Consider the following 16845-nt stretch of genomic DNA (forward strand, 5'->3'; position numbering starts at 1 on the left):
TAGTTAGTTCTTCTCTTTGGACAATCGAAGCAATAGAATAATTAGCTACATAATTATAACTTGAGGAAACTTCTAGAGGTTCTTTCTAACCTTCCTAATTAAACACCCATCACATAGCCCATTAAATAAACTCTCCAAATATTTCTGGCTTCCATCTATGAATCGCATGACGTTCTTTTTCGAAGATTTTCTCTAAGTAGATCATGGTGGTTTTTTGGTCCTCATGCCCTAAAGAACGACTAATATCATTAAGATTGATTCCGTGCATATTAGAGATTATCGCAAAAGCATGTCTAAATACATGAGGGGTGATTGTGACTTCTTCAGATAATATCCCTTCAGGAAGAGCTTTTATTTCTTCTTTCACGTAACGAGATAAGTAAGTAACAGAAAATGCTTTACCTCTATTAGTAGTAAAGAGGGGGCTATCTTTATCAGCTACTTCAATAGGCACTAGTCCTCTGGCTTTTCTGAACATGCGAATCGTTTCCACCACTTTTTCAATGACGGGAACATTTCTTTTCTTATTTCCTTTTCCATCTATTTTCAAATAGTATCCCCCAAGTATAGAATCCCTACATAGATCCTTCACACGTAACTTACAGAATTCTTCATTTCTAATCCCAGTAGTAGTTAAGACATGAACAATAGTAAACATAACAATATGTTGCTGCTCCTTAAAAGCATGGAGCAGGGCCAGTACATCTTTTGGTCCTAAGTCACGATTGGGACGATCATCCTTCTGAACGGAAGAGATCTTAAACCCATCTGCCAAACGTTGTTCAATGTAATTCTCTTTATACAGAAAGGAAAAAAAGGATTTCAAGATAGTTGTTTTTCTTGAAAGAGTGGCGGGAGAGTAGTTTCCATGTTTGATAACATAAGGGCTTTTGGTAGCTAACCAGGATTGATATTTTCTCATGTCCTGTGGAAACAATGATTTAAATAAAGAACCTTTAATAATTTGTTCAAAGTGAATATCCATTTCTTCATGATAGGTAAGAAGGTTATGTAAAAACTGTTCGAGCTCCCTACGGTATTCTATGGTAGTCCTAGTCATTCTATCTTTAGATACGTCCAAATTTTTAGAGTCGTATAAATACCACATCAACATGTCTGTGTCAGAAAAAGAGCAAAAAGGTGATTCTCCATTTTTTTCAGCTGCATCTTTCATTTTTTGTAGAGACGACAATTTTTGGGGTAAGGCAAGATCGTCTGAAGGGATATTCAATAAATAAGATTCAGAATAATTTGTAATAACCATATCTCTAAAAAGCACGCTCCTATTATAAATAAAATTTTATATAATGCTTATTTTATACTCATACGACTATAGTATAACAAATCGTACATTTGTTGACGCTAATTATAAGTTATTAATTAAATAAAGGTATTATATTTTAAAGTATAATTGCATTATATTAAGTATAATATATAATTAAGTAAGACCAATTTTTCCCTTAATAGATTAAATTTACAAAGGTAGAGATTTCCACTTTGTTTCTATAACAGGTAGAAGTTTGTAAGTGGAAATTTCTACTTTTGTTATTTAGCCGGTAGTGAAAAAATTGATTTTCTAACTTACAGCAAAGTGCTAGATTTTTACAACGAATTCATACATAACGTTAGGAGAAATATTCAATGGAAGAAATGGAGCAGCTTACGTTGTTTGATAGTTTAGAAGAAATAAATCAACAGGAACAGAGAGGGGCTTTAAGTGAAGAAATTCAGGGTCTGGTAGGAGAATTAGTTCCATATGAGGTAGAAGATCGTATAAGCATTCAAATTACCTGTACAGAGGAAGAAGATTCCTTGTCCTATCATTACCTAAAGGAGTTTGAAGGGAAAAGAGGGGTAGTGAAGAAAGTCATCTTTTCTCCACGATTACAATACGAAATTCAATTTGGGAATAGAGAAGCTATTTTATATCATGAAGAGATTACTATTTAAATAGTAGAAACTCATAACAATGGAGGGGTTATCATGAAAATAGAGCAATCACTGGAACGGTTAGAAAAGGAGATGCCTGGATACTATATACAACTGATTCCTGCGTTTTTAAGTGCATTTACTTTATTCTTAGCGGCTGGCATCTTACGTGAAGAAGTTAATAGCTCATTCCGTTTTGTTTTATATCTTCTTATCTTTATTGCAACTAATTTTTTATTTCATAAGAGCTTGTTGCGTATACTATCCTCATTTTTAATGAAACAAGCTATTAAGGATAGAGATATAGGAGTCTTTTTAAATGAAAGCAGGGGGATGGAAAGTCAATTCAAAGTTATCTATATAATTGCTATGGCTTTAATGAATATAGTGTTGTGGTATGTATGGCTCAAACAAGCCAGTATACAAGCAGATATACTCCTATTAACTGTACTAACAGTACAATTTTTTAAGGGTATACAGGCAAAAATGCAGTTTAATACATTTTTAAAAGTAGTATCTATGTCTGAAACAGAGGAGAGTGGAGTAAATGAATAACTTCATTATATTTAATATTAGTAAAAAAGAGATTCTAACAAAAGATATTTCTCAAATTCAAAGTGCTTTGAAAAACATTCTAGAAAGACAGCCACTGGATTACTTCGCTTCTACACATATAATTTTTGATGGATACGATAACGATAATAGAGAAATATTTGAGATACAAGAAATCCGGGATTGGACCTTACATTTGTTAAATAATCATCCGGAGATACTTTTTTATACAAATAAAGAACTTAGCGGATTCCAAAACTTATTGTTGTGTGTCTCGATAGTAAAAAAAGAATTCGTCCTTAGAGACAGAATGGCTTTACATGTGGAACTGCCTGATGATATTCACTCTTTTTTATATGAGAGTATTCTTACTAGCAACAAACCTAAGCAATTAACTTACATAGTCTGCAACGAATTAGATAAATTTCAAGCTAGTTAACTAAAATGATGGAGGTATTTCAGATGAAAAGTGTTGTAATAATAAATCATAATCCAATAGCTATAGAGGGGATTAAAGCTATCATTGAGAACGATGCAACGTTAAAAGTTATTGGTGAAGGTGAATTATTAGAAGAAACAGTACAATTGGTGCAAAATAGTAGCCCTGATCTACTTATTCTAGAAATAATTAAGGATAAAAGATTACTATACAAAGTTATAAGTTCGGTAATAGAATTAAAGAAAAATACACATATTTTACTGGCGGTGGATAATCCAGATATATCTTTACTAAAATGGATGCTTAAAATAGGGGTAATTGGCTTTATTAAAAGCGATAGTAACACATTCCATTTTAATGAAGCTATTACGATGGTTAGTAACGGCAAACCATATATTTCCCCAAACCTATATGAGAAATTTATAGACGAGTTCAATAAATTCCTTCATTCATTTGGTTCCGATTCCGATTCATTTATTCAGTTAGAGGTAAAAATTCCTTTTCATCTCTTAACAAGGAAAGAATGTGATGTTCTCCAGTTGTTAGCAGAAGGTCAAAGCAATAGAGAAATTTCCGAGTCTATGAATATATCCGAAAAAACAGTGAAGAACCATGTATCTAGAATATTAATAAAGATGCAGGTGAAAGATCGTACCAATGCTGTCCTTCTTGCGCTAAAAAATGGTTGGGTGTATTTAAAATAATTTCTAATGTTGATAGATGAAGTGGGACTATGTAATAGATTTCATATATTATAGTTGGAGCAGGGGTAAGTTCTCTGCTCCATCTGTTATGAAATAACACTTATGAAATAACACTTATGAATAAACTGGAGGGGGAGTGGTGCCATATGAAAGAAAGGGATACAGGATATTCAAAGAAAGAAGTTGCAAAGTTACTCCATATAGCAGAATCAACGGTTTATCTATACGCTCAACAAGGAAAAATCAAAGCTCTTCCTAATCCTTTTAAAATATTGCCTGAAGCTAGATATGACAAGTTATCAGTGGATCAGTTTATGAAGGAACAAAAACTCGATACGATAACAGGCATATCAGTGCCTTCCTTTGCAAAGCAATTAAATATTACGCCAGGTAAGATATATAAGCTTATTCATATGCACAATTTAGAGGTAGAACTTGTTCCTAGAGGTGAAACTAGAAAACAATATTTCTTGCCTGAGCAAACTCAAATACAACTAAAAGAATTAATAGATGGCCAAGAATTTAAAAAAGGTTTGCGTTCTGATTTTTATTGGCACGCAAAGGATATCGCTCTCTTTCAGGCATTTGAAAGTGAAAATAGAAGTCTACTTAGGGTTACTAGAAAGGACTCGAAAAGTTGGGGTTTTTATTTAACTACTGGAGAGTGGATAGACTTTGAGGAAGCAGCATATCGGTACAAACTGAGACCATTGTATTCTATTCATCAAAAGACAGAAAGAAATATAGGAAAAGCGCATTTTGTTATTCCAAAGGATTATAAAAATCTATATGAATGCATTGATGCAGTTTATAAAACATGGGGTATTGAAAATTGCACAATTAATCTAAGGGAAGACCAGCTCTATCTTTCATTAAAGAGCGGGAAATGGAAAGCTGTTAATCCAGTTCCTTATGTTCCTATTGAATTGTATCTTGGATATCATTTAAGTGTAGGAAACCTTGAATATAAAGATGGATTTTATTATGTAGATGGAGATATGAAACGAACAACTATAGATCTTTCAAAAAATACATATGACGATCTCTTAAAATATGCTGTAACATATGGTCGGGATTTACGTGAAGTAATAGAAGAATCTATAAAGGAAAAATTAAATAGAGAAGGATTTTAAGTAATTGGATATATGGTTTTATGTACAGAAATTAATAAAATCAACAGTTACGGGAGGTATATATGTATTTAGACAGCAAAGAAAAAGAAATTATTTTAGGGCAATATATGTCTTATAATTTTGATGTAATGGATGAAGGGGACTGTAAGCTATTTATGTGGAATTTAGAGCAACATTTGGCTCAAAAAAGTCTTTAGATAGAACTAGATAATGCTGAAAATAATTTGTTTTATCTTCTTTTATCGAATAATAATCCTGTAAATGTTTATCCTTCAGAACTTGTAACTTTATTTCAAGAGACTTTGGAGGTTTCACTACTAAAGTAATAAAAAGTATTGTTCTTTTATGAACAATACTTTTTATTATCTAAAAGTAGCTAATGCATACAAAATTGATTATTTATTGACTTATTTCTTTTTGATAGTCATTTAGAGACTCTTGCACATTTACTGTACCAGTTAGGACATTAACGAAGTACATTTCACCGGCTTCTTGAATTCCATTAAATTCTGCAGCGTTAAATTTCGGTTGCTCTATTAATTCTCCAGGCTGATTATATGCTGGTGAAAAATCAAAACCGTATTTTTTAGAATATATTTCTTTAATTTCATTACTCCAATAAGTTGGAAATAATGAGTTTTCAGCCATTTTAATTGCATATTCTTTTCCTTGAATATATTCCAAAAACTTTATAACCTGTTTATTATCGCTATATTTTGATACTACAAAAAGAGAGTCGGTAAATGCAAGCCCTCCTTCATTCTCCTCAAAAATAGGCATTTCTACTAACCCCCAATCAGATGGTTCATAATCGCCATAAAAATTCAGCATTTTTTCATCTGTCAACTGGCTAATAGGGAAAACACCCATTGCTACTTTTCCTTGTACAAATTCCTCCATAGTCGCTTTTTCGTTATCGTTATACATATCAGTAAATAATGTCCAATATTTACTATTTAATTCCGTGTTAACCTGAATTTCCCCGCTATTACTTTCTGGTTTAAATATAGGTCTACTAAGAGTTAGGTATAAATAATAGAATTGTTCATCCGACGAAGGCATACCCAGTGTAACACCTTTATAATTAGATTTTTCTTGAATAAGTTTAGCTAAATTGCTTGTGTCTTCCCACGTCATTCCATTAGGCGGCGCTTCTATCCCTAATTCATTAAAAATATTTTTATTATAAGCTAATACGTAATTATTAAAGTAGGGAGTTATAGCATATACGTCTCCATTACCTGCTTTTTTGAAAGGTTCCATAACAGCAGGAGCTACGCTTTCAAGTAATGACTCATCTAATGATCCGTTTAACTTTTTAATATTTCCTTTATCCACTAATCCCTTTAAATATTCAGTTGGAAAACCATAAACTATATCAACGTCTTTATTATTCTTTATAAAATCATCGATTACCACATCCAAATCGTTCCAATGATTAGCAATATCATCGACACTTGGAAGTATTGATTTAACTTCGATATCATAGCCGACACCGAACATATTAGTGATTGACGATTCAAACTCTGGAGCCATAACAGCTATGACCATTGATCCCTTATTATCAGTAGCATCAGCCCGTTCTGTAGATGTAGTTACTTCATTAGTTTTATTGCATGCACCTAAAATTAGAACGCATATTATAGAAAATACTGTAATGCTTACTACTTTTTTCGACATGATTTACACTCCTTTTGAATGGTAATTTGGTTTTTACGTTCACATGGTTTTTATTTTTAAAAGTTTATACGATGTTTTTAATAGTATTCATTTAGGAATATTATGTTTTGTTACTCCAATTCTTCTATACGATGAAAATAAAAACATGGAGGGATTAATATGAAAAGCTATGTTGCAGTTCTCACAAAAAACGACAAAATTTATAATTTCTTAGAAGTAGTCTATAACACTGTTGTTCCTTTAAGACTAATAACTGATCTAAATAGCTCTAAAGACGATAATTATTGTATAGCGTTTATATGGGATTTTTCGACTTATGATGATCTTAGTCAAATTACTCCTGAATTCAACAAGCCGATAATTCTTTTGTCTAGTTTATTAAACGAAAATAGAAGTTACCTTGAATTACACCAAATGTTAACAACATACTTTCCCTTGCTCGATAAGATTGAGGAAGATGGATTCTATGATCTATTTAAGCTAACAGACGATTCTTATTTTTCTATCGAGAAACATAGTGTTATAACAACTGAAACTACGCATTTATTAACAAATTTAGAATTCCGACTTCTATATTATTTGTTGAAAAATGAGGGTAAAGCAATTAGTGTGAATACGTTAATGGAGAGACTAGATTTATTGTCACCTTCTTCGCTTTATGTGTGTATAAAAAAATTACGTCAAAAAATAGAAAAAGATATCTCGCATCCTTCCCTGTTAGTCTATCACAAAAATTTGGGATATTCTTTAAATATTTACAATATTAACAATAATTAAGGGTCTTCTTAATTATTATCTATTTAAATATTCCAATAAAAATACTATTCTTATTTCAAGGAGGTGAGAAAAATGCTGAAAAAAGTAAAATCTACAATTTTAGCTGGAGCTATACTTGTCAGCTTAACCGCATTACCATTTGGAGCTGCAGCAGATTCAAACTATAATGCGACAATTCAACCTGGAGATTCCACTAGGCTGGCACAAGAAGTTATTTGGGCAGATGCACATTTAACAGGTTCACAAAACAGTGTTTATTCAACAGGGAATTGTGGAGTTAATTATTATGTTACAAACAACTCCGGAACTATCCAAGACTCTGAAATAGTTTATGGTAATAAAACTACAGTTACCGTTAACTTTGATTTAGGGGCAATTGGCGAAACTTTAACACTGTGGGGTAAAAACATCTATAACGGAGCAAGAGATGCAGTAAAAGTTATCGGAACTTGGTTTGATTAATTTTATAGAGAATATTTTTTCGTACTAATAAAAAAACAACCAGTAGGCGCTAATTTATCGACCGCTGGTTGTTTTATTTAAATTTATTAAACTTGGAAAAGAGGGATGGAGAGAATGGTAAAGAAAATAATGAGTATGAGTATAGCCAGCATTGCTTTATTATGCATAGCTTTCGGTCCATTATCAGTATCTGCTGATTCAAATTACAACGCTACAGTTCAACCTGGAAAAGCAGTGAAACTTGCTGAAGAACCTATATGGCTTGGGACCACTGTTCAAGGAACTCAATCAAAAGTATTTTCATCTGGGAACATTGGAGTTCAATATTCTGTACAAGATAACTCAGGGAACCCTATTGATTCGCGAATAATATACGGTGATCATCCCGTTGATTTAGAATTTGATACTAAAGCGTTGGGAGAAACTCTTTCTCTTTGGGCTAAAAATTTATACAACTCAGCTTTAGACACTGTTAAATTAGTAGGTACCTGGTTCGATTAACTTTATATAAAAGAAAGCTTATCTTCAAAAATATAAAACAGTCTTAATTAAAAAGGCTGTTTTATATTTTTGTTCAAAATACTTTTTTCATACAAGGGCTTACTCCAATAAAATTAAACCTTAAAGGCAAAAAATGATACAAATAAATTCCAAATGCTATGTGCTATTATAGGTATCCAGATATTATTAAAACGAATTCCTAATATCCCTAATCCTAATGAAAGCCATATTATTTTATAAGGATCATCATGAATTAAAGCAAAAATGAAAGAAGACACGATAAGCATTAAATATTTTATTTTATTACTTGGTACTAACAAAAGTAATCCACGGTATACAATTTCCTCTTCAATTGGAACAATAATTACAACACGAATTAATAGTAAAATAAAATAAGAAAAATTTAGAGGGGAAGAGTAAAAAGTTAAGCCAGATACATCAGTAAATAAGAACATCATAATATAAACTAGTAATATTGTAATGAAAATCCAAATATAGGTTTTACCTTCTTTTAGTGGTTCAAATTTAAACAGATAAGTATATTTCTTTCCTATTGTTATTAATAATATTGATAAAAAAAGAATCGTTAATAAACTATTTTCAATGTTTAATACAACAAATTCAGGATAAATTTTTTTGAAAAAAGGAAGTTGAGGTATTTCTACATTGGATATATAAAAAGTTAATAATGATACAAACAAAAATAAGAATGACTTCCTAATAATACCCCTTTTATTCATTCTATTATTCTTTTTACTTACTAGAAGTTCGCTATTCATTTCAATTTCTCTCCCTTCAAGAAACTCTGACTACATAACACTTCAATTATATGTTAGTAATTTCCCTTACTATCACATTGTTTTAATCTGTATTTATAATATTTTATTAAAACGATTAACTTCATCTTCAAGTTCATTTAATATTTTTAATTCATCTATAGCTATAAGAATATTTTTCCCTTTTGAAATCCACTGATCTCCTTTAGTAACTTTTAAATTATTTAAGCATATTCCCTTTCGAAGATAACATACAGCAAGCCTTTTATAGTCGGAAAATCTTTTACATAGTGCTATTGCTTCTTCTACTTCAATTAGAGCTTCTATATATCTATCTTCTTTAATTAACAAAAGCGTCATATTGATTGCCATATTTACTTTTAAGCGCTCGATATTTCTAAAATTTTTGTACTTATCAATACTACGGTAAACAAATTTTTTAATTTCTAATGCAGTTTCAAGTGGGAAAAGATAGAGAATAAAATTAACAAAGTATATATCATTAATAAATAATAAATCTCTTTGGGATAAACGTTGCCAAACCTTATATAAGGAAACTCTAGCTGCAACTATATCTTTTGTTTGACTAAGTACAATTAGGGATTTACAAACTAAACAAAGATCTTTAATTAGTATATCATCGTTTTCTTCGAGGTAAATTTCGGCTTCGCTCAGAAGTTGTTGAAGTACTTCAGTATTGTTATATGTTAATGTAAATAGCTTATTAAGCATTTTATCCTTAATACTATGCTCGTAACCTTGTTTTATGTACATGAATTCATCTGGAGAGACTTCCAATTTATTTAAAATATTCATTAAAGCAGAATGTCTGATTTCAGAGTTTAATTTTTCAAATTTAGAGTATGCTCCCTGGGTCATAGTGTCTCCTGCAACATATTTTTGTGAGTATCCTTTATTTTTACGAATAAAATAAATGGCCTCTCCGTTTTTCATCATTAATCCTCCTATGAATATTCTTTTGGGAATATTATGTAATTTTACTAGTATTATAACCTAAAATTTTTATAGGAGGTGATTATTTTGATAGATATAATCATAACTATAATGGAGTTTTGGTTAGTTGGTATTGATGGATAAATTTATAAAGAAAATATTATATTTCAATTTACTTAAAAGCACCATAGGGTGCTTTTTTTATGATTCATATCAGAAGTATTAGGATCTGAGGAAGCGATAGAAATAGATATTTAGAGTAGGATATTAAGAAATCTAATCTTACTAGTACTATTAGTAGAAAATTGTTTTTTCTTAGTTAACTAACAAATTTTTTGTACTTGAAAGCGTGCTAAGTCTTATTTTAAATAGGTATTAATACCATTTGAAATAATTATTTAAAAATTACAAAAAATCACCGAAATATACTTTATACAGATATGAATTTATACGGTGTAGGTTCGAAAACTATATTTCAGCTGCTCCAGAATAGATAAATATTTTCTACCAACCAAAATTAGTGAGTATTTAATAACTGTATTTTATTAAATTAATAATATTAGTAATGAGGGAGTGTTCCAATGAAAGAAAAGAGAATAAGCTTTATGATCGAACAATTAACAAAGCTTAATGTATGGAGTGGACCAAATGGAGAATCACTAATCTCCATGGATTATCAAGCACTAAAATGTTTACTGGCAACAAAGAAAGCCTTAAATGAATGAGATAATTATTAAGGAAAACACTTTACATATTAATAAAAATTAGCTTAAAAGAGGGATTAATATCTCTCTTTTTAAGTCTTTTAAACGAACATAAATAATACTCCTCAATTACGCTCTTTATCTCTAATAGTAAAATCTTGATCATCTTAAAGTTCTTATATTGGTCTAAATAAAGTTTATCTACTAGTTTTAATTTTTCACCTTCCAGTCATAATACGACTATATAATGTTCGGTTACCATCATGAAGGTAGCACCACTAAATTACAGTACATTCTTAAAATGTTATAATTAACTTAAAAAGAAACTAGGAGATTAAAATGGATACTAATACATTTTTTTGGGGATTAATTAGTGCCCTAGTGGTTGCGGGTTTAGGCTTCGGTGCGAAAAAGATAATTAATAAGAACAGTAATAAAAGCACTCAAAATCAGAATGGGAACGAAAATATTGCAATTTATAAATCAAAAGATGTACAAGTAACAGTGGGAAGTGAGAAATATGCTAAGAAAGATAACCAAGAAGATAAAAAATAGTGTTTTCCAGTATGGGAATAGTAATATTGCCATTTTAAATTCGAAAAACGTAACAGTACAAAACATTCAGGCTATGGATCAGCTGCAACGCCACCTTCAGAATGGCGAAATTGAGAAAGCGGTTAACCTTTTAAGGAATATGAAGGATTTCATGGACTCTCAACATCCTGCTGCTCCATTCTGGAAGTATGAGATTAGAGTTGATGAAAAAGGAAGAGACTATGTGACCCATGTACCTGCATACTCTGGTGCAGAAAAGGAAAAGCCATTAACTGGATCTATGCGAATTGTTGTTCCAACTCACTATAAAAAAAATTTTAAAAATATGAAGGAATTATTGGATTTTTCATATGGATTACAACAGGAAATAGTATTTGAACTAAAAAGCCTAAAAACTTGGATTGGTGAAACGCTTATAGAAGAAATTAAAGCAAATGAGAAAAATAATACTAAAATAAAAATCATACCTCAGAAATTCCCACCACCCAGCCCTATGAAGCTATATCTTAAAGATAATAGTTGGAGTATAGATTATCTTCAAATTGGGGTTGAGAAAATAGTTGGTTCTATAATTACTTTAAATAACTATCAGCAAAAAAATGCACCTTTTGCTGTCCAACTAATACTCAACATAGATTCAACAACTGCAAAGTTTAATATTAAGCTAACAGATGATGGAATGAGTTCGGTGAAGAACATTTTAAAATTCCACTCTCTTATTCAGATAAGCAAAAAAACAAAAAAACCTGAATTAGCTCTTAAACTTTTAGAGGAGGACTCAGACTTAATTTCAAGTTTTGATTGGGATTTCAGTGAGAATGGAAACTCAAAAACAGAGGAATTTATTTGCTTTCTGAACAAAATCCACTTCATTGAGCAAGAGTTTAATATTGAATTTAAATTTCAAAATATGGACTATTCCAATGAAGAGTTATATTTCATTGATAGTATATATAATTCTCTTAAAGATGGGTATTTTAAGAATAAATTGCACAGCTATGTATTTATAATGGATGATCTATTTGAAATACAAAAACTTTTTGCTCTTCACGACGAGAAAAGTTGTTTAAATGTTGTGCACTTAAAGCCTAAAGAATATCCACGAGATTTTATATTACTAGGTATTAGATTTAAGATAGTTACTTACGAAATACGTCTAGAAAATGTGAAAATTGAAAACCCTGAAAAAATACGAATGAAAAGCGAACTATTAGATGATGGAGAAAGCCTAAAAGTAAAATTTTTACCCTACAGCTCCCAGTCTTATATTAGTTTAACTGTTATTGTAGAACCGGTTTAACAATTCATGGACTCTTCGTTATGCAAGTGTTCGACTTTATTTTTAACTATTATTCCAGCTCTTTATCTAAGTGCATTTTAAGTAAACTATATATCATAGCTTATATAAAAAATCTAAATAGAATAAGAAAGGACCTCTAATGAACTTAATATTAGGGGTCTTAATAATTATTTCTAGCATTCTCAAAAAGGAACAAAAACACTAGACAATGCAAAAAGAACATAGTATAGAAACCTCGATAGACCATATACATCTCTTATTCGCACCGCTGCTCCTCTTTGTTCCATTCTACTTTACTTGCGTACCTTATTTGTTGTCACATCTCTCGTTCTTTTCCCTTCCCTTACAGACCTATTATGCTACTCGTACCTGTCCTTCTAAACCGAAGGTTTTACGGATCGCTCCGCTCCACAAGAAATGCCCGAACCCCCCCCACACGCAAACATTAATAGATTCGAATTTATAAAATACCTTCGAATAGATTGAATAATTTCGAATTAATCAAAACAAGGTGGGTAAGGGGAGGGAAGAGAAAGGAAAAAATACAGGGACATACCTTCGGTTTTTCGTCATATGGTCTATCGAGGTTTATACTAATCGTATATAATTAAGAATAGGAGTGGTTGTATGAAAAATCAGTCAGAATGGTTCCAACCTAAAGAAGAAGTGTACATGCTTTTCCTAGTTGACCACGCGTTATCGTCCAAGCCGCATCTTTATAACGATATTACAGATGTTTACCAACAACGGGAGCTTACTTACTATCAAGCCTATCGTTCGTATGAGGTGGATCTCCAGCAAGCATTCTGTCATTATCCTTTTGAGCAAGTGAATGCCATGATTCAGTCTCTGGGTATTCTGCAGGTAGCTCATGTGGAGCAGTCTTACGAAACAATTTGGCCCCTTATCCGAAAGGGGTATGGTATCGTCTGGAAACACTGCAAGATCCATAAGGAGTTTAACTTTGAAATAATCAAGGGGGAGTTGGCCAAACGTTCCAATGGATTTCTAGATGCTGAAGAGACTGCCAACTTATTCTTTGTCGGCATTTATCTCTCCCATCATAAAAAAGACGTTTCACTTTTTACCGATTACTCAGTTGTCGATGAAGAGTTGAAACTTTTTATGGGGGATATTTTAGACAAGTTTAAAAACAAGCCGGAAGAACGAGTGCCTTTGTTCTCCCCTATTCATGAACAGTTTGGGAGAGAAACATCCCTAGATGACTTGGAGCAGCATATACAATTTTTCAAGAAAAGTGAGCATATAGGGGTAGCGTCAGGAAAATGCGAATTTACAACGCTAAGCCTATTTTCCTGACGAATTCTCTATTTTTAACAACGTTAAGAAAGTTGCAATGGTCTTAAAGAATCTAACGAAACTATTTTCTCCGAATTAAAATGGTATTCTCCTAATAAATTAATATGTTCCCAGCCTAAAGGTGACATATGGTGCAATAAGTCTTCATTAAAAATGCCTGCCTGTTTTTGATATTCAACTGCTTTTGTTAAATGTAAAGTATTCCAGATACTGATGGCATTGATAATTATGTTTAAAGCACTGGCCCTTTGCAATTGGTGCTGTATGGTTCGTTCCCTAAGCTCTCCTTGTTTTCCGAAGAAAATAGCTCTTGCCAGTCCATTCATGGCTTCTCCTTTATTCAATCCTCTTTGTATTTTTCTTCTTAATGACTCATCCGATATATAATTCAAAATAAAAATCGTTTTTTCTATTCGTCCCATCTCACGTAAGGCTGTGGCTAAGCTGTTTTGTCTTGAATAAGAACCTAGTTTTCCCATGATAAGAGATGCTGAAACTGTTCCTTCCCTTATAGAATGAGCTAATCGCAAAACATCCTCATAATTTTCTTTAATGATCTTTGTATTTATTTGCCCACGTAAAATGGCTTCTAATTTTGGATATTCACTAGCTTTATCTATTGTAAATAATTTTGAGTCTGATAAATCTCTTATTCTTGGAGCAAATTTAAATCCTAATAAATGGGTCAGTCCGAAAATTTGGTCTGTGTAACCGGCAGTGTCTGTATAATGCTCTTCTATGGTTAGATCCGTTTCATGGTGCAACAAACCGTCCAAAACATGAATTGCATCCCTTGAATTAGTATGAATAATTTTTGTATAGAAAGAAGAGAATTGGTCACTCGTAAATCGATAGATAGTAGCTCCTTTTCCGGTTCCATAATGTGGATTTGCATCTGCATGAAGTGATGAAACACCTAGCTGCATTCTCATACCGTCTGACGAGGATGTTGTACCGTCTCCCCAATAGGAAGATAATTGTAATTTATGATGAAAATTTACTAATACGGCTTGGGCTTTATTCATTGCATCTTCATACATGCGCCATTGAGACACATTGGCTAGTTGCTTATATGTAAGTCCGGGTGTTGCTTCAGCCATCTTGCTCAAACCAATATTCATTCCCATTCCTAAAAGAGCAGCCATGATAATGATTGTTTCTTCTTTATCTGGTTTTCGATTATTGGAAGCATGGGTGAATTGCTCATGAAATCCCGTTATATGAGCCACATCCATGAGTAAATCAGTTAATTTTATTCTTGGTAGCATCTGATACAGGCTTGCACTAAATTTTTTTGCCTCTTCTGGAACATCTTTTTCTAAGCGTGCAAGTGATAGCCTTCCTTTTTCAAGAGAAACTCCGTCCAACTTGTTGGAATTGGCAGCTAACCACTTTAACCTTTCATTAAGGCTGCTGGTTCTCTCCACCATATAATCATCGACTGATAAACTAACTGATAATCTAGTATTCTCCTTCGTTTGATTCCATGTATCTTCCGAAAACAAATATTCTTCAAAATCCCTATATTGTCTGCTACCAACAATGGAAACATCTCCTGCCCGAACATGCTCCCGAAGTTCTGTTAAAACAGCCATTTCATAGTAATGACGATTAATTGATGTACCATCATCCTCGTATAAATGTTTTTTCCATCGTTTTGAAATAAAATCCACAGGTGAGTCATCAGGAACTTTTCGCTTTCCAGATTCGTTCATTCCTCGGATAATCTCAACAGCCTGTAAAAGGGACTCATTTGCCTTTGTAGAATGAAATTCCAGTACTCTTAATAGCGTTGGCGTATATTTTCTAAGTGAATAAAATCGTTTTTGCAGTAAATCTAAATAATCATAGTCAGCAGGGCGTGCAAGCTCCTGAGCCTCTTCCACCGAAGAAACAAAAGAATTCCATTCGATAACGGATTCTAAAACCTTAAAAACATCTAATTTTTCCTGTTTTGCTTTGATCAAAGCTTGTCTGATGTTCGTAAAGTGTATAACTTTCTCATTAAGTTTTTTACCGTTTTGTTTCTGAATTTCCTCCTGAGCCTTACGTCCTTTTGATAACAGACTAAGTATTTGTCTGTCATGAATTTCAAACGCTTTATCCGTTAACTCCTGAGTGAGATGTAATAAATAGACGGTTAGTATCGAATATCGTTTATTTTCTTGAAAGTCACGGAATGCATAAGGCTCATATCTAGAACCTAAGCGAGACAACTGTAACAGGCGATTGCGATGCAAATGACTAATTTGCACTGTTTCTAATTCCATTCCTCGTATGTATTCGAGTCGTTCTATTACTTTTAGAAAAGTATCTGGTGAAGGATGACCCGGTGGCTCTTTTAACCAACCCAATATCGTTTTATTGGATTCGGATGGATGCTGTGAGGTAATAATCACTTCAAGCTTTTCTTTTTGCTCAATTGTTAAAGATTGATTAACCGTGTTGAATAACTTCCTTTCAGCCATTGCCCTTGCTTCCCACACCATTCTTTCAAGAGTAGTGATAGCGGGTAGGATGATTTTGTTTTTTCTTAGAAAATCTATACATTCATGTAACAAATGAATAGCGTCACCATTTTCCAAAGCTAATTGATGAAGATGCTTAAATGCCACTCGATATTCTTTTAGAGTAAAAGTTACAAAGTCATATTCACTTCGAATTTCTTTCAAATGATCCCAAAGTGTATTTTCTCTTTGAGGATAAAGACTAAGCGAAGGTGGAGTAGCATTGATTTGTTTCGATATGTAATGTATGACTGAATCCGGTATGTTTTTGATATGAGTGTATGGCCAACCGGGATACCGAAGAACAGCTAATTGAACGGCGAACCCTAAACGATTTTCTTCTCTTCTTCGTTTATTTATAATTTCTAAATCTCGTTTGGAAAACGTGTAGTAGGTTCCAAGCACCCACTCATCTTCAGGAACTTGTATAAGGGCCTGTCTCTGTTCCGGTGTAAGCAATTCTCTACCTCTCGCAAATTTCATTCAGCATCATCCCATTTCTGTATTTTTTATCACCTTTGTCTGTGACAATAAACATGAAAAAACAATTGC

The 16845-nt window shown here is 32.3% G+C and carries 18 protein-coding genes; 13 read left to right on the forward strand and 5 right to left on the reverse strand.

What is annotated here, in order from left to right; all coding sequences use genetic code 11:
• Positions 1 to 121: 121 nt before the first annotated feature.
• Positions 122 to 1279: a tyrosine-type recombinase/integrase gene (locus MHB55_RS21485; RefSeq protein WP_340845294.1), complete on the reverse strand. Its 1158-nt coding sequence runs from the start codon at positions 1277 to 1279 to the stop codon at positions 122 to 124.
• A 362-nt stretch (positions 1280 to 1641) separates the two neighbouring features.
• Between MHB55_RS21485 and MHB55_RS21490 the strand changes: the two genes are divergently transcribed.
• The 6 genes from MHB55_RS21490 (at position 1642) to MHB55_RS21515 (ending at position 4954) form a co-directional block, all read left to right on the forward strand.
• Positions 1642 to 1950, forward strand: coding sequence for a hypothetical protein (locus MHB55_RS21490; RefSeq protein WP_340845293.1), 309 nt, complete (start codon positions 1642 to 1644; stop codon positions 1948 to 1950).
• Between the two features lie 33 nt (positions 1951 to 1983).
• Complete coding sequence (locus tag MHB55_RS21495) at positions 1984 to 2484, forward strand: hypothetical protein (RefSeq protein ID WP_340845292.1); 501 nt, start codon at positions 1984 to 1986, stop codon at positions 2482 to 2484.
• Positions 2477 to 2920, forward strand: a complete 444-nt coding sequence (locus MHB55_RS21500; RefSeq protein WP_340845291.1) for a hypothetical protein — start codon at positions 2477 to 2479, stop codon at positions 2918 to 2920. Before MHB55_RS21495 ends, MHB55_RS21500 begins: the two co-directional genes overlap by 8 nt.
• A gap of 23 nt (positions 2921 to 2943) precedes the next feature.
• The gene (locus MHB55_RS21505; protein ID WP_340845290.1) at positions 2944 to 3624 is read left to right on the forward strand and encodes a response regulator transcription factor; all 681 of its coding nucleotides are present in this window, start codon (positions 2944 to 2946) and stop codon (positions 3622 to 3624) included.
• Positions 3625 to 3770: 146 nt separating this feature from the next.
• Positions 3771 to 4757: a helix-turn-helix domain-containing protein gene (locus tag MHB55_RS21510; RefSeq protein WP_340845289.1), complete on the forward strand. Its 987-nt coding sequence runs from the start codon at positions 3771 to 3773 to the stop codon at positions 4755 to 4757.
• Between the two features lie 62 nt (positions 4758 to 4819).
• Positions 4820 to 4954 carry a hypothetical protein gene (locus MHB55_RS21515; protein WP_340845288.1) on the forward strand — a complete coding sequence of 45 codons (135 nt, stop codon included), beginning with the start codon at positions 4820 to 4822 and terminating at the stop codon, positions 4952 to 4954.
• Positions 4955 to 5156: 202 nt separating this feature from the next.
• On the opposite strand, the gene MHB55_RS21520 is transcribed toward MHB55_RS21515, so the two are convergent.
• On the reverse strand, positions 5157 to 6437 hold the full coding sequence (locus MHB55_RS21520; protein WP_340845287.1) for an ABC transporter substrate-binding protein: 1281 nt from the start codon (positions 6435 to 6437) through the stop codon (positions 5157 to 5159).
• A 159-nt stretch (positions 6438 to 6596) separates the two neighbouring features.
• On the opposite strand from MHB55_RS21520, the gene MHB55_RS21525 reads away from it, so the two are divergent.
• The 3 genes from MHB55_RS21525 to MHB55_RS21535 all read left to right on the forward strand — a co-directional run bounded on the left by MHB55_RS21525 (position 6597) and on the right by MHB55_RS21535 (position 8177).
• Positions 6597 to 7214 (forward strand): winged helix-turn-helix domain-containing protein, encoded by a 618-nt coding sequence (locus MHB55_RS21525; RefSeq protein WP_340845286.1) that lies wholly within the window; start codon positions 6597 to 6599, stop codon positions 7212 to 7214.
• Positions 7215 to 7286: 72 nt separating this feature from the next.
• Positions 7287 to 7676 carry a hypothetical protein gene (locus MHB55_RS21530; protein ID WP_340845285.1) on the forward strand — a complete coding sequence of 130 codons (390 nt, stop codon included), beginning with the start codon at positions 7287 to 7289 and terminating at the stop codon, positions 7674 to 7676.
• 105 nt (positions 7677 to 7781) lie between these two features.
• The gene (locus MHB55_RS21535) at positions 7782 to 8177 is read left to right on the forward strand and encodes a hypothetical protein (protein WP_340845284.1); all 396 of its coding nucleotides are present in this window, start codon (positions 7782 to 7784) and stop codon (positions 8175 to 8177) included.
• 113 nt (positions 8178 to 8290) lie between these two features.
• On the opposite strand, the gene MHB55_RS21540 is transcribed toward MHB55_RS21535, so the two are convergent.
• Both MHB55_RS21540 and MHB55_RS21545 read right to left on the reverse strand, forming a co-directional pair.
• The gene (locus MHB55_RS21540) at positions 8291 to 8956 is read right to left on the reverse strand and encodes a CPBP family intramembrane glutamic endopeptidase (RefSeq protein WP_340845283.1); all 666 of its coding nucleotides are present in this window, start codon (positions 8954 to 8956) and stop codon (positions 8291 to 8293) included.
• A 93-nt stretch (positions 8957 to 9049) separates the two neighbouring features.
• A complete protein-coding gene (locus MHB55_RS21545; RefSeq protein WP_340863996.1) occupies positions 9050 to 9907 on the reverse strand; it encodes a helix-turn-helix domain-containing protein in 858 nt (285 codons plus the stop codon).
• Between the two features lie 581 nt (positions 9908 to 10488).
• Between MHB55_RS21545 and MHB55_RS21550 the strand changes: the two genes are divergently transcribed.
• From MHB55_RS21550 to MHB55_RS21565, 4 genes are all read left to right on the forward strand, one after another.
• A complete protein-coding gene (locus MHB55_RS21550) occupies positions 10489 to 10632 on the forward strand; it encodes a hypothetical protein (protein WP_340845281.1) in 144 nt (47 codons plus the stop codon).
• A gap of 318 nt (positions 10633 to 10950) precedes the next feature.
• Positions 10951 to 11166: a hypothetical protein gene (locus tag MHB55_RS21555; RefSeq protein WP_340845280.1), complete on the forward strand. Its 216-nt coding sequence runs from the start codon at positions 10951 to 10953 to the stop codon at positions 11164 to 11166.
• On the forward strand, positions 11132 to 12466 hold the full coding sequence (locus MHB55_RS21560) for a hypothetical protein (RefSeq protein ID WP_340845279.1): 1335 nt from the start codon (positions 11132 to 11134) through the stop codon (positions 12464 to 12466). Before MHB55_RS21555 ends, MHB55_RS21560 begins: the two co-directional genes overlap by 35 nt.
• A 627-nt stretch (positions 12467 to 13093) precedes the next feature.
• Positions 13094 to 13786 (forward strand): hypothetical protein, encoded by a 693-nt coding sequence (locus tag MHB55_RS21565; protein ID WP_340845278.1) that lies wholly within the window; start codon positions 13094 to 13096, stop codon positions 13784 to 13786.
• Positions 13787 to 13809: 23 nt separating this feature from the next.
• On the opposite strand, the gene MHB55_RS21570 is transcribed toward MHB55_RS21565, so the two are convergent.
• Entirely contained in the window at positions 13810 to 16776 is a 2967-nt protein-coding gene (locus MHB55_RS21570; RefSeq protein WP_340845277.1) for a Tn3 family transposase, read from the reverse strand.
• Between the last annotated feature and the right edge of the window lie 69 nt (positions 16777 to 16845).

Origin of the sequence: Psychrobacillus sp. FSL K6-1267, assembly GCF_038003265.1 — a bacterium.
In the GTDB taxonomy this organism is placed as follows: domain Bacteria; phylum Bacillota; class Bacilli; order Bacillales_A; family Planococcaceae; genus Psychrobacillus; species Psychrobacillus faecigallinarum.